Source organism: Streptomyces chlorus, from assembly GCF_042655885.1.
GTDB classification, from domain to species: Bacteria; Actinomycetota; Actinomycetes; order Streptomycetales; family Streptomycetaceae; genus Streptomyces; species Streptomyces chlorus.
Map to the genome: position 1 here is coordinate 1 of NZ_JBHSOA010000089.1, position 12,987 is coordinate 12,987.

The 12,987-nt window shown below is 70.5% G+C and carries 8 protein-coding genes and 2 pseudogenes; 3 read left to right on the forward strand and 7 right to left on the reverse strand.

Annotation, left to right across the window (positions count from 1 at the left end; all coding sequences use genetic code 11):
- Positions 1-378 precede the first annotated feature (378 nt).
- Entirely contained in the window at positions 379-2,286 is a 1,908-nt protein-coding gene (locus ACFPZI_RS30915; protein WP_381370038.1) for a TerD family protein, read from the forward strand.
- A 66-nt stretch (positions 2,287-2,352) separates the two neighbouring features.
- Here ACFPZI_RS30915 and ACFPZI_RS30920 read toward each other — a convergent pair whose 3' ends face one another.
- Entirely contained in the window at positions 2,353-2,538 is a 186-nt protein-coding gene (locus tag ACFPZI_RS30920; protein ID WP_381370041.1) for a hypothetical protein, read from the reverse strand.
- A 269-nt stretch (positions 2,539-2,807) separates the two neighbouring features.
- Positions 2,808-3,008: pseudogene (locus ACFPZI_RS30925) on the reverse strand (NUDIX hydrolase); the annotation flags it as partial.
- Positions 3,009-3,427: 419 nt separating this feature from the next.
- Here ACFPZI_RS30925 and ACFPZI_RS30930 point away from each other — a divergent pair.
- Entirely contained in the window at positions 3,428-4,315 is an 888-nt protein-coding gene (locus tag ACFPZI_RS30930) for a prohibitin family protein (RefSeq protein WP_381370044.1), read from the forward strand.
- Positions 4,316-4,823: 508 nt separating this feature from the next.
- On the opposite strand, the gene ACFPZI_RS30935 is transcribed toward ACFPZI_RS30930, so the two are convergent.
- Both ACFPZI_RS30935 and ACFPZI_RS30940 read right to left on the reverse strand, forming a co-directional pair.
- Positions 4,824-6,281 carry an FG-GAP and VCBS repeat-containing protein gene (locus ACFPZI_RS30935; protein WP_381370047.1) on the reverse strand — a complete coding sequence of 486 codons (1,458 nt, stop codon included), beginning with the start codon at positions 6,279-6,281 and terminating at the stop codon, positions 4,824-4,826.
- 188 nt (positions 6,282-6,469) lie between these two features.
- Positions 6,470-7,048 carry a GNAT family N-acetyltransferase gene (locus ACFPZI_RS30940; protein WP_381370269.1) on the reverse strand — a complete coding sequence of 193 codons (579 nt, stop codon included), beginning with the start codon at positions 7,046-7,048 and terminating at the stop codon, positions 6,470-6,472.
- A 659-nt stretch (positions 7,049-7,707) separates the two neighbouring features.
- Between ACFPZI_RS30940 and ACFPZI_RS30945 the strand changes: the two genes are divergently transcribed.
- On the forward strand, positions 7,708-10,047 hold the full coding sequence (locus tag ACFPZI_RS30945) for an esterase-like activity of phytase family protein (RefSeq protein ID WP_381370050.1): 2,340 nt from the start codon (positions 7,708-7,710) through the stop codon (positions 10,045-10,047).
- A gap of 108 nt (positions 10,048-10,155) precedes the next feature.
- Here the strand turns inward: ACFPZI_RS30945 and ACFPZI_RS30950 are convergent.
- The 3 genes and pseudogenes from ACFPZI_RS30950 to mshA all read right to left on the reverse strand — a co-directional run bounded on the left by ACFPZI_RS30950 (position 10,156) and on the right by mshA (position 12,661).
- Positions 10,156-10,694, reverse strand: a pseudogene (locus ACFPZI_RS30950) (HAD domain-containing protein).
- Positions 10,695-10,812: 118 nt separating this feature from the next.
- A complete protein-coding gene (locus ACFPZI_RS30955; RefSeq protein ID WP_381370053.1) occupies positions 10,813-11,331 on the reverse strand; it encodes a type III secretion system chaperone family protein in 519 nt (172 codons plus the stop codon).
- Positions 11,324-12,661 carry a D-inositol-3-phosphate glycosyltransferase gene (gene mshA / locus ACFPZI_RS30960; RefSeq protein ID WP_381370056.1) on the reverse strand — a complete coding sequence of 446 codons (1,338 nt, stop codon included), beginning with the start codon at positions 12,659-12,661 and terminating at the stop codon, positions 11,324-11,326. The genes ACFPZI_RS30955 and mshA overlap by 8 nt, the downstream gene beginning before the upstream one ends.
- Positions 12,662-12,987 lie beyond the last annotated feature (326 nt).

Below are 12,987 nucleotides of genomic sequence, written 5' to 3' on the forward strand. Positions count from 1 at the left end.
TTCACCAGCATCGCCTGCACCCTGATCTGCTACCGCAGACTCACCAAATGAGATGACTTCTTAGTAGGAGAGGAGAGCACGCGCGCCTAGTACGAGAGCTCGATGACCGCTGGTCGCGCGCCCTCGATCGTATGCGGGCCGTGCGCAATTCACTCGCTCACGGCGGTCCCGTCACACCGGCCCAAGGGGAGCGATAAGCAGCTTGCGGATCAGCCGGTAGACCCATTCCAAGAACTGGCGCTGAAGCACTGACGGCACTCGCGACACCCGCCGGTTCTGCAGTCGACGTGACATGACCACCTCGTCACAGCCTTCCAGACGAAGGCAGATCGCCATGCGGCTTGAAGGAAGACCGCATATCGGCTCATCCTTGGCACCATGAGTCTCCTCTCCCCCTCCTTCGACATGCCCGCCATGGGCGACTACGCCTACGACTGGGCCCTGATCGATGTGGAGACCTCGGGGCTCATGGCCCGGCGGGACCGGGTACTGTCCGTTGCGGTCATCACGATCGGTCCGGACGGCGAACAGACCGGGGAGTTCTCGACACTGCTCGATCCTGGGTGCGATCCGGGCCCAGTGGAGGTGCACGGGCTCACCGTCGAGCGGCTGCAGGGTGCACCGACCTTCGACCAGGTCGCCGGGCGGATCGGAGCGATGCTCCAGGACCGGATCCTGGTAGCCCACAACGCCCAGTTCGACTATGACTTCCTGGCCTACGAGTTCGCCCGTGCGCGGATGTGGCTGCCGGTGTCGCAGCGGCTGTGCACCCTGGCCCTGAACCGTCAGGTGGATCCGCCTACGGACGACCTGAAGCTCGGCACCCTCGCCTCCCACTACGGCGTCCCCCAGCAGCGCGCTCACGATGCGCTGGACGACACCCGGGTGCTTGCCGGGATCCTGCGGGCGTCACTGCGCGAAGCAGCTCGGCTCGATCTGCCCCTGCCGCTGGTGACCTGCCCACCGCGGGCAGATTCCCAGTTCACGCCGAAGCCGCCGAAGGCCCCCTGTGCCTACCGCAATCCGGGACGTCCGACTCCCGGCGGACCGCTCCGGCAGGGGATGAAGGTCGCGATCACCGGTGAGACCGCCCACGCCCGGGCGGAGCTGGTCGGGCGCGCGGTCGCCGCCGGGCTGAACCTGATGACCTCCGTCAGCCGGCACACCAGCGTGCTGGTCACCAACGAACCGGCGTCCGATTCGGCAAAAGCCCGACGTGCACTCGCCGAAGGCGTGCCGGTCATCGACGAGCAGACCTTCCTGCGGCTGCTGGCCGACGTACGGCCGGGAACAGCGCATGAGGCGACGGCCGTCAGGGGTGCCCCGGTGGCTGAGCCGGAAGCAGAACGGATCAGGCCCCTGGAGCCGGTGCCCACCACAACCTCTGCCGCGCCCGCCCCGGAAGCAGCGGCCCTCCCCACGGCCTCCCCCGGTGTGTCAGTCCCCGCTCCGCGTCCACCGAAGCCTTCCGCCGGCACCTTGGACAAGCCCCTGGCGGGACGCCGGGTGTTGGTGCTCGGTGGTGTCCATGCCGATGCCGTGGCAGCTCGTACCCGCGTCGTCGAGCTGGGCGGGTCCGCGGCGATCAACCTGTCCGCCGGCGTCACCGACGTCGTGCTCCTGCCGGAAGGGGAGGGCGACCGGCGCATGAGGCGCATCACCGCCCTTGGACTCCCGGTGCACGACCTGCACTGGCTCACCTCTCCGACCGCAACGGACCAGAACACGAGGGCTCTCCGGCTTCAGGAGCCGCACGTGATGCCAAGGGGCGGCGTCATCGACCTGCCCATGCCGCACAGCGGACCCGCGCCGGAGTGGTACGTCACCGCCGGTTGGGCCCCGCAGTCCGACTGCGAGATCGACGTCGTCGCCTTCCTCCTCGACGAGGACGAACAGGTCACCTTCGACGAGGACTTCATCTTCTACGGAGCCCCGGAGAGCCCCACCGGGACAGCGCGCCTGCTGACCGGAGGCCCTGCCGAACAGACCATGGCCCTCGACCTGGCGTCCCTGCCGCCCGCGACGCGGAAGATCATCGTCGCTGCCGCCATCGACGGCGCCGCCGCCTTCGGAACGGTCGGCGCGATCCAGATCGGTGCGGCCCCCGGCAGCAGCGGGGCGCCTCTCGCCCGGGCCACCCTGGACGCCGCCACCACCGAACGCACCATGCTGCTCGCGGAGATCTACCGCAGGGGTCCGGTCTGGCGCCTACGCGCCGTCGGCCAGGGCTACGACCACGGCCTCGACGCCCTCGCACGTGGATACGGGGTCGACATCGCCGACTGAACGACGGTGCCGGATGCGGAGACTGAGTTACAACTTTCTCTACTGGTTCAAGGCGGCTCGCTCCGCTCACCGCGCGGCCCGGCCCCCGGCCGGGCCCGCGCTCCTGTCTCCGCCCCGCTCCAGGCCGCTCGCGTCTATGTCCACAGCCCCGCAGCCGGAGCCGAAGCAGCTGCAGCCGCGCGCGAACTGGCCGAGCTCCTGCACAAGTACGTCGTCCGGCACCATGAAGCCCTCGTCACCTTCATGACCCACGAGGACCTTCTCGAGTACGACCGGTTGGGCGGCATCGTCGCTGCGGGGCTGACAGGCTCCGCCCGCACGAGGACTGAGCACACAGGCAAGGCACCCATACAGGAACCGGTGGCCGGTGATTGGGAGTCATCCCCGCCACCGGCCGCACCCCTGTCGTCCGGTCGGCCGGCCCCGCTCAAGCCAGACCACCTGCCCAGCCGCCGCCGGCCTGGGAGCCAGCAGGCGCCACAACGACTCGCAGGCTCCTCCGGCGCCTGCGGTGACCTTCGTCAGCGGTGCAGGACCACATCGAGGTGCTGCTGCACCGGCTCGAACAACCCATACGGGACGTACCGCGGGATCTCTGCGTGGGTAACCCACGCGAGCTCGGCCAGCTCGTCGGTGTCCGCGACGTACGCGCCCCCGCCGGCCACCTCGCAGGCCGTGTACGACATCAGCCGGCCCGTCTTCAGGTGAACCCGCTCGCCGAGGTTCCCCCGAGATGCGGGGAGAGGTGACAGCAAGTCAGATGGGACTCATGAGAGGAACATCGGTCATGGCTGCCCCCAGGAAATACTCGCTCGAGTTGCGTGACCGTGCAGTGCGGATGTCAGTGCGGCGCAGGGCTTCGCCGTGGCCTTCTGGCGTATGGCGCGCCGGCTTCGAGAACAAGAGTCACGTTGTCGAAGCCGCCTGACATCGCCAACCCGGTCAATGTCGCTCAGCCCCAGGTCGACGATGTGGTCGGGAAGGATGCCGACGCAGGTGCTGGACAACAGCACGCAGGATGGCGCCGTGGCAGTGACGCCGCTTGCGAACGCCCGCTGGTCTCCCCGCACTTCGGATGCCATATCCTCCACTGGCGAGCGGTGCCGGGGGGTGCCGCTCAGGGTCTCTCAGGGGGGTCACCGTGCTCGTACTGTCATGCCTGCTCGTTCTCGCCGCCGTGGTGATGTACTTCGTCGCCCGTGCCCGAAACTCGCTCCGGCTTCGGCTGGGTGCCGGCGCCGCACTGCTCGGCAGCGTGCTCTGTGCCATCGCCAGCACGGTGTACGTCGTCAGCGCCTACGAGGTCGGCGTGCCGGTGACGTTCGGCAGAGTGGGTGCGCCGATGACGTCCGGGATGCATCTGAAGACGCCGTTCACCGATGTCACGCCCTTCTCGACCCGTCCGGTCGACCTCAACCTCTCCGACAAGGACGTCGTCGAGGTGCGGTCCTCCCAGGGGGGTGTGATGTACGTGGAGGCGACCGTGAAGTGGGCGGTCACACCGGCCAAGGCGGGGGAGCTGTACCGGCTGGCAGGGAACGAGGAGGCCATTCAGCAGCGGCTGGTCTACCCGGACAGCCGGGAGATCGTCCGGAACGTCTTCGCCCGCTACACCAGCGAGCAGGGCTACGCCTCGGCCCGGGAGAAGATCAACGCGGAGATCGGTGAGTTGATCAAGGAACGACTCGCGCCCCGCGGTATCGACATCACCGCCGTGAACCTGCGCAACGTCAAGCCTTCGGACGCCCTCCAGAAGCAGATCGACCGCAAGATCCAGCAAAAGGAGGCCACTGAGCGGGCCGTCGAGGCAACCCGCACGGCGGAAGAGGAGTCCAAGCGCCGCAAGATCGAAGCCGAGGGCATCGCCCGCGCCAACAAGATCCTCAACGACTCTCTGACCGACAAGGTTCTGATGAACCAGTGCATCGACGCGTACAGGGAAGCGGCCAAGGAGAACCCGGTCTACGCCGTGCCCTGCGGCTCGGGCAACGGCACCCCGGTCATCGTGGACGGCAGCGGCCGGAACTGATTCCTCCCGCCGGCCAAGCCAACGCATCGTGCGGCTCCTGCTCCAGAACCTCCCAGTCCTGCGCAGCCTCTTGGGCAGGACTACTCCCTCATCCTCGCCGCTGGTGTACTCGTGGTAGAGCCGCTCGGCCAGAGGGATGTTGTCGCGGTACCAGCGCCCCCGGTTTCCGGCCTTGTCACCGCCGAGGAGCAGCAAGGCCGCGCGAGTCGGAGTGAAGCCGAAGAAAATCCGGATCTCGGAGCGGCCGCCCGACCCCGTATAGGAGCCGGAGCTGCCCCGCCCCACCGGACACGGCGCCCGGTTCGGACCCCTGAAGCGGTGTTCATGTGCCGGGTGGGCCGGGAGCGGGGCGGGGACTTTCCAGGCGAAGGACGAGTGCGCGCAGGGCACGAAGTTCGGCGTCCAGTGCCTGCGCGCCTTCGCGGGGGAGGGCAATCCACGTGGGGCCGTAAGCCCCCTCTCTGCGGTTTCTTCCGTCGGCAGGGGGCTCCTGCTCGTCCGCCCGGTGTCAGTGGGGGAAGGGGCCGCCGAGCGTCTTGTACGTCAGCTTGAGCGATTTCACCGTGAACGACTTCGAACCGGTGCCGGTGATGCCGGACTTCGAGCCCTTCAGCAGGTGGACCAGGCCCCAGCGGGTGTTGTCCAGCTGGTCGTTCGTGTCGACGACCAGGTCGGCGCGGCCGTCGCGGGTGTAGTCGGTGAGCTTCAGGTTCTGACCGAAGTAGTCGTCGTTCTCGACGGCTCCCCCGACACCGGACGTGTTCTGGTGGTACGCCTTGGCTCCGGTGCCGGACAGGCCGCCCTTGCGGCCGAGCAGGACCGTGACCGTGCCGCCCTGGCGCTTGCCCGCATGATCCTCCCCGGGGGCGCCGACGGCGAGGTCCGCGTAGCCGTCGCCGTTGACGTCGCCGGCGACGACGGCAGCACCAAAGTAGTCCCCCTTCTCCGAGGAGCCGGGCACGCCCGCCGTGTTCTGCGTGAACTTCACCGGCTTGCGGGCGGTGTTCGGACCGGAGGAGCCGCCGTAGTGGACCGTGACGTAGCCCTTCTCGCCGTCCGGCTGCTCGTAGCCGCGCCCGATGGCGAGGTCGCCGTAGCCGTCCTTGTCGAAGTCGCCGATGGCGGTGACGGGGCCGCCGCCCAGCTGGTGGCCGCCGTCGTCCGGTACGCGGGTCTCGCTCGCGCTCCGGGTGAAGTCGGCGCCGCCGCGGTGGAAGTAGGCCCGCAGGTCCACGCCGTCGTCATCGCTCTGGAGATCGCTGCCGAGGATGTACAGGTCGGTGGCGCCGTCGGCGGTGACCCGGCCCGCCGTCAGCTGGGACGCGTGCAGGTAGCCGTAGCTCTTGCCGAGGGACTGCCAGCCGCTCTTCCCGCCGCTGCGGGTGAAGGGGCCCTTGAGCAGGACCGCGCCGGCCTGGCTGTTGCTGATCGCGACGAGGTCCTGGTCGCCGTCGCCGTCGAAGTCGCCCGCGACGACGTCCAGGCCGAACTGATCGCCCGAGTTCTCGTACTCCGGCGCGATGGGCGAGTGGAAGACGGTGCCGGCGCCGAGCCCCTTCGACCCGCCCCAGACGACGGTCAGGCCTCCGCGCATCTGGATCTTGCCGACCTTCTCGCCCGGTGAGGCGACGACCAGGTCCGCGTAGCCGTCGCGGTCGAGGTCGGCGCTGGTCGCGGCGAACCCCCAGTCGTCACCCGACTCCACCGCACCGGGTATGCCGGGCGAGTCCTGATGAATGGTCTGGACGCGCGTGCCGGGGCCGGTCGACGTGCCGTAGACGACGGTGACCCTGCCGTCCTTGCCGTGCGTCCCGCCGAGCATGACGAAGTCGCGGTAGCCGTCGCCGTTGAAGTCGTCGGCGAACTTGGCAGGGGCCGCGACCGCCGCCGGGGCGACGAGGAGGGAGGTGCAGACCGCTGCCGCGAGTGCCGTGGCGGTGGCGAGGATGGTGCGTGAGGCGCGCATGGTTCTCCGTTGTCCGTGCGGTGCCCGTGAGCACCTGACCTGCAATCCTGGACACGGACGGATGCCCAATGGTTGTACGTCGGTACGAACGCGGATACGGATGCTGTCGGCTCACGGCCCGTCGGTCGGCACTTCGACCCTCGCACTCCGCCCGGACCGTCTTGCCCCACCGGATGGCAGTGGATCACTCACGGCTTCTTTCCGCTGTTCGCATCACGCCGCCAGGACGAGCAGGAGCGATCGGCATCGACTCCCGGGGCGGAGAAGTCCTCAAGGCTGGAGAAGTCCTCAAGGCTACGGGCGTACGTCAGGCCCGGCCGACCAGAGGCCACCGTTTCGCCGGTAACGATGAATCCAGCACGGGCCAGCACGGCCCGCGACGCCGCGTTGTCGAGGTCGGTCGCGGCCCGCAGGACGGTCAGCCCGTACCTGCTGACGGCGAGGCCGCACACCTCCCGCACGGCCGAGGCGGCCAGCCCTCGGCCCGCGGCCTGCTCCGCGATCCGGTACCCGAGTTCGGCACCGCCGTCCGCCACGTCCACCAGGTTGACCCGCCCCAGCACCTCGCCCGCGGCGCCGACCAAGACGTGGAAGTAGCAGTTCCCGGCCTGTTGCTCGGCAAGCAGGGCGCGGTGCCGCTCGTCGAACCGGGCGAAGTAGTCATCGCCCCGGTCAGGGACGGACGCGGCGAAATAGGCGCGGTTCTCCCACTCGAAGGCGAGTAGCGCGGAGGCATGGTCCGGACGGAGCAACTGCACCTCGGGCATGGGGAGGACTGTACGCGGCCCCGCCGCCCCCGCATCCCGTTCGAAGGACGGGCGGATCAAGACCCGTGCCTGGGGATCCGGCCCGTCCTGGAGCGCGAGGCGGTGCTGTTCCACCTCGACAACCAGCAGCTTCGCAGCGCCGAGATGGTCGAACGGCTCATCGCACACCGTGATGCGATGCATCGAGCCGTGGAGAAGGGCGGTCCAGCGGCCTACGCCGTACGACATGACCGTATCGAACTCACGTGGCCCTGAAGGGCTGTGCTCCTGGTCGGTGGCACTACCGACGCAGGGCTGGGCCCGCACCCTGCGGGTGGGTTGCGGATCCACCGAGGACCGGACGACGGCCACGGTCGAGGGGATCACCGGCACCGTGCCTCGCCCCTTCCACCGCTTCCTGGCCGCACCGCCCCCCGGGCACACTGCGTCGGACCGACTGACCGAACGGCAGCGCCCACCCGCCCGGCCATCAACCCATTCACCGGCCCGGAGGGTGAACAGAGGTGATGCGTAAGGGAGTTGAACGGGCCTATAGAGCCTGTCTCCGTCGGCCGCCGGCGATGTAGGCGATCTTTGTCCGTTGTTCATCCAGGCGTCCGTCAGCGCGGGCACACGGGTGCGACGATCCGGCGACGAAGCCGGACTGCAACAGAGCGAAAATGCCCTCCAAGAGAACCACCGCCGCTCTCGCGGCATGTGTCGTCGCCGCCACCGCCCTGGCCGGCACGGGCGTGGCGAGCGCGGACCACAAGGCTGCGGACCACAAGGCTCAGGAGCGTCACCGGGCGGTGGCCTTCGAGCGGACCGCCACCTTCCCGGTCTTCCAGAACCGGCCGGCCGGTGAGGACCCCGCCGCCGAGACCGTCGCCGAGATCTCGGCGACCAGCGAGGACGGCCGCACGCTCGTCTACACCGACGCCGCGGGCAAGCGGATCGGCTTCCTCGACATCAGCCGTGCCGACCGCCCGCGCGGACTCGGCACGCTGTCCCTGTCCGAGCTCGGCGACGCCGAGGACGAGCCGACCTCGGTGTCCGTGGTGGGCCAGTACGTGCTGGTGGTGGTGAACACCAGCGCCTCCTTCACCGACCCGTCCGGCCGGCTCGACGTCATCTCGCTGCGCGACCGCAAGCGGGTGGCGAGCCACGACCTCGGCGGGCAGCCCGACTCCATCGCGATCAGCAAGGACCAGCGGTACGCCGCCATCGCGATCGAGAACGAGCGCGACGAGGAGGCGACGCCGACCGGCGGCAAGGAGGGCGACCTGCCCCAGCTCCCCGCCGGTTTCGTGCAGATCGTCGACCTGAAGGGCACCTCGCTGGCGAAGTGGCGGGTCCGGTCCGTGCCGCTGACCCAGAAGGACGGCAGGGCCCTGCCCGAGCTCGTCGCGGCCGGGATCACCGAGCCGACCGACCCGGAGCCGGAGTACGTCTCCCTCAACGGCCGCAACCAGCTCGCGGTGACCCTGCAGGAGAACAACGGCATCGTCCTGGTGGACGTGCCGACGGGCAAGGTCACCAAGGCGTTCAGCGCCGGCACGGTGTCGGTCGACGGCATCGACACGGTCAAGGACGGCACGATCGACCTGACCGGCTCGATCACCGACGTACCGCGCGAGCCCGACGCGCTGAACTGGATCGACGACCGCTACTTCGCGACCGCCAACGAGGGCGACTGGCGCGGCGGTTCCCGCGGCTGGACCGTCTTCGACAGCCGCACCGGCAAGGTGGCCTGGGACGCGGGCAACACCTTCGAACGGCTCGCCGTGCGCCACGGGCTGCACAACGAGGGCCGGGCCGGGAAGAAGGGCACCGAGCCCGAGGGCCTGGCCGTCGCCGAGTACGACGGCGTGCGCTACGCCTTCGTCGGCTCGGAGCGGAGCAACTTCGTCGCCGTCTACGACATCAGCCGGCCGACCGCCCCCGTCTTCCGTCAGATACTGCCCGCCACCAACGGCCCCGAGGGCCTGCTGCCGATCCCCGAGCGCGGTCTGCTCGCGGTCTCCAGCGAGGTGGACGACGCCTCGGCCGGCGTCCGGGCCTCGGTGAGCCTGTTCCGCCTGGGCAAGGGCACCCCGGCGTTCCCGAGCATCGTCTCGGCGTCGGACTCCACCGGCGCACCGATCGGCTGGGGCGCCCTGGGCGCGCTGTCCGCCGTGCCCGGCAAGCGGGACCAGCTGGTCAGCGTGACCGACGCGGCGTACACGCCCACCCGCGTCCTGACCGTCGACACGAAGCAGCGGTCCAAGGGGCAGCCGGCGCTGATCACCCGTGAGCTGACCGTCAAGGATGCCGAGGGGCAGCCCGTCGGCTACGACGCCGAGGGCATCTTCGCGCGGCCGCAGGGCGGCTACTGGCTCGCCGTGGAGGGCAAGACCGGCGCCGGCAACAAGCTGGTCCGGCTGGACCGTTCCGGTGTCACCCGGCAGGTCGTCGCCCTGCCGGCGGACGTCGCCTCGGGTCTCGGCGGCCAGGGCTTCGAGGGCGTCACCGCCACCACCGACCGCCGCGGCCGCGAGATCGTCTGGGCCGCGCTGCAGCGCGAGGTCGCGGGCGACCCGTCCGGGATCGTCCGCCTCGGCCGGTACGACGTCGCGGTCGGCACCTGGAGCTGGTACGGCTACCGCATCGGCAGCACCACCACTCCCGGCGACTGGATCGGCCTCTCCGAGATCACCGTGGTCGGCGACAGGCTCGCCGTCATCGAGCGGGACAAGCTGAACGGTCCCGCCGCGAAGGTCAAGCGCGTCTACACCGTCGACCTGCCGGCATCGGCCGCGCCGTCGGACAAGCTGCCCGTCCTGCGCAAGAAGCTCGCCCACGACGTACTGCCCGACCTGAGGACCACGAACGGCTGGACCCAGGAGAAGCTCGAGGGGCTGACCGTCGGCGGCGACGGCCGCGTCTACGCCGTGACCGACAACGACGCCCTGGACGACGCCTCCGGCGAGACCGTCTTCCTGCGCCTCGGCTCCAGCAAGAAGATCTTCGGCCGCGACTGACCGACCGGAATCACCGCACAGGCAGGCCCCCGGGCGGCCGCAGACCACGTGTCTGCGGCCGCCCTCGCCCTACCGGTCACCCCATGACCTGGGCCCTGAAGCAGTGGGTCACCGGTTCAGGGTCTGTCCCCGCCGCAGCCACTCCCCCACCACCGCGAAGTCCTCCTCCGTCAGGCCCCTCGCCGGGTCCACCCGGTGCGGGAGGGCCGGGGCCGGGTGGGCCGCCGCGATCCACTGCTCGTCCATCGGGCCGATCTCGTCGTCCAGCCAGACGAACGGGCGGTGGCCGGCCCACTCGCACAGGGGGCGCGTCTTCCAGTGCAGGCCCCGCGGGGCGCCGGTGGTGAGGGCGCCGGTGGTGAGGGGTTCGTCCGGCCACGGCACCACCGGCAGCGTCGGCAGGCCGATGCGGGGAGCCACGGTGTCGTTCGCGTCGTCGAGCCAGGTCGTGGCCCATACGAGGTCGCAGCCCAGGGCCAGCAGCCGGGGACCCACCGTGGGGTCGAGCCGGTCCAGCAACGGGTTGCCCCCTCGGGGAGCGGGCCCCGGGCCAACGCCCCGGACCCGGGTGCCCCGAACGGGATGAGCGGGCCGTCCACGTCCAGGAAGAGGACCGGGCGGCGGCGGGGCGGTGGGCCGGGCGGCATGGGGGCAGCCTCCCACGGGTTCCCCCGAGTTCTCGCGGGTCCTCACCGGTCACGCCCGGTCGCTACCGGGCCGACGGCCCGTAGGCCGCGTCGCCGCCGACGGTCACCTGCGCCGTCGTCACTCTCCCGAAGGGCGCTGCAACAGGCGGGTGAACGCGTCCAGGTTCCTGGTCGACTCTCCGCGCGACACCCGCCAGGCGTGCTCCTTGCGGATCGCGGTGGCGAACCCGAGCTCCAGGAGGGTGTTGAAACTTCCGTCGGCCGCCTCCAGGACCTGGCCGAGCAGCCGGTCGACCTCGTCGGGGGTGACGGCGGCCAGCGGGAAGCGGCCGGTGACGTAGATGTCGCCGAGCGGGTCCACGGCGTAACCCACGCCGTACAGCTTGAGGTTGCGCTCGAGGAGCCAGCGGTGGACGGCGGCCTCGTTCTCGTCGGGGTGGCGGACGACGAAGGCGTTGAGGGAGAGCGAGTGACGGCCGACGAGGAGGGAGACGGTCGTGGACAGTTTCCGGGTGCCGGGCAGCTTCACGACGTACGTGCCGGGGGCGGGGCTCTCCCAGTCGAGCTCGGCGTCCTTCAGCACACCCTCGACGACCTGTGCCGCCCGCTGTTCCGCTTCCGCCGCCCTGTCAGCCATGGTGGGAGCGTACGTGAGGGCGGTGCGCCTGCGTCGCGGCCGTGTAGACGTCGGCCGTGGCGGCGGCCGCCCTGTCCCAGCCGAAGAACCGGGCGTGCCGGGCGGCGGCCTCGCCCATCCGGTCGACGAGGTGCGGTGCGTCGGCGAAATCGCGCAGCACGCGCGCGTACGCGCGCGGGTCGTGGCCCTGGACGAGGAAACCGGTGTCCCCGTCCCGTACGGCCACCGGCAGTCCGCCGACCGAGGCCGCGAGCACCGGAGTACCGGCCGCCTGCGCCTCTATGGCGACCAGCCCGAAGGACTCGCTGTAGGACGGCATGACGAGGACGGAGGCGGCCCGGAACCAGTCCGCGAGCTGCTCCTGCCCGACCGGGGGACAGAACCGTACGACGTCGGCGATGCCCAGGCGGGCGGCGAGCTTCTGCAGCCCCTCGGGCTTGGCGAGGCCGCTGCCGCTGGGACCGCCGACCACGGGGACGCAGATCCTCGAGCGCAGCTCGGGACGCTCGCCGAGCAGGACGGCGACCGCGCGGAGCAGCACGTCCGGAGCCTTGAGGGGCTGTATGCGGCCCGCGAAGAGCGGGATCAGGGCGTCCTGGGGCAGGCCGAGGCGGGCGCGCGCGGCGGCCCTTCCGTCGGCGGGGCGGAAGCGGGACAGGTTGACGCCGGGATGGACGACGGCGACCTTGTCCCGCTCGGCCTCGTAGTGTCGTACGAGCTCGTCCGCCTCCTCGGCGGTGTTGGCGATCAGCCGGTCCGCGGCGGCGACGATCTGGGTCTCGCCGATGACGCGGGCCGCCGGTTCGGGGGTGTCGCCATCGGCGAGGTTGGCGTTCTTGACCTTGGCCATGGTGTGCATGGCGTGCACCAGGGGGACGCCCCAGCGCTGGGCGGCGAGCCAGCCGACGTGGCCGGAGAGCCAGTAGTGGGAGTGGACCAGGTCGTAGTACCCGGGCCGGTGATCGGCCCACGCCTGCATCACACCGTGCGTGAAGGCGCACAGCTGGGCCGGCAGCTCCTCCTTGGCGAGGCCCTCGTAAGGGCCTGCGTCGACGTGCCGGACGAGGACACCGGGCGCCAGGTCGACGGTGGGCGGGAGGGCGGCGGCGGTCGCGCGCGTGAAGATCTCGACCTCGATGTTGATCGCGGCGAGGCGCTGGGCGAGCTCCACGATGTAGACGTTCATGCCGCCGGCGTCGCCGGTTCCCGGCTGGTGGAGCGGGGAGGTGTGCACGGAGAGCATCGCCACACGGCGGGGCCTGCGGTGCAGACGCAGCCGCGGGGGCGCGGCGGGGGAGCGCCACCCGAGCCTGGCGATGTACTGGCTCACGTGCCGGTCCTCCTCGCTGCGGGCATGACTTTCGGGGGGCATACGGTGCGCCCTCCAGTTCCCCAACACCGGAGGAAGGCGTTCCCATTTCCGGGCGGCCTCCCCGGATCGGGTCTTTGCCGAATCATTACCGGGTGTCGCTCAACCGTTCGAGCGCGGGGTGCGCGAAACGAGCGGGGTGCGCGGGGTGCGCGAGAGGCACGGGAGGCACGGCACCGGCTGATGCGGACCCGTTCCGGGGGCCCGCATACCCTCGTACGCATGACCGCCCGCGCCGCCTCCCTCCCCCACTCTCGGCTTCTCCCCCACTCTCGACTCCGCTCGAG

Bases quoted from the DNA above. Each gene is read 5' to 3' on its own strand.
- ACFPZI_RS30915 (WP_381370038.1), top strand. From the start codon at position 379: ATGAGTCTCCTCTCCCCCTCCTTCGACATGCCCGCCATGGGCGACTAC.
- ACFPZI_RS30935 (WP_381370047.1), bottom strand. From the start codon at position 6,281: ATGCGCGCCTCACGCACCATCCTCGCCACCGCCACGGCACTCGCGGCA.
- ACFPZI_RS30940 (WP_381370269.1), bottom strand. From the start codon at position 7,048: ATGCCCGAGGTGCAGTTGCTCCGTCCGGACCATGCCTCCGCGCTACTC.
- ACFPZI_RS30945 (WP_381370050.1), top strand. From the start codon at position 7,708: ATGCCCTCCAAGAGAACCACCGCCGCTCTCGCGGCATGTGTCGTCGCC.
- ACFPZI_RS30955 (WP_381370053.1), bottom strand. From the start codon at position 11,331: ATGGCTGACAGGGCGGCGGAAGCGGAACAGCGGGCGGCACAGGTCGTC.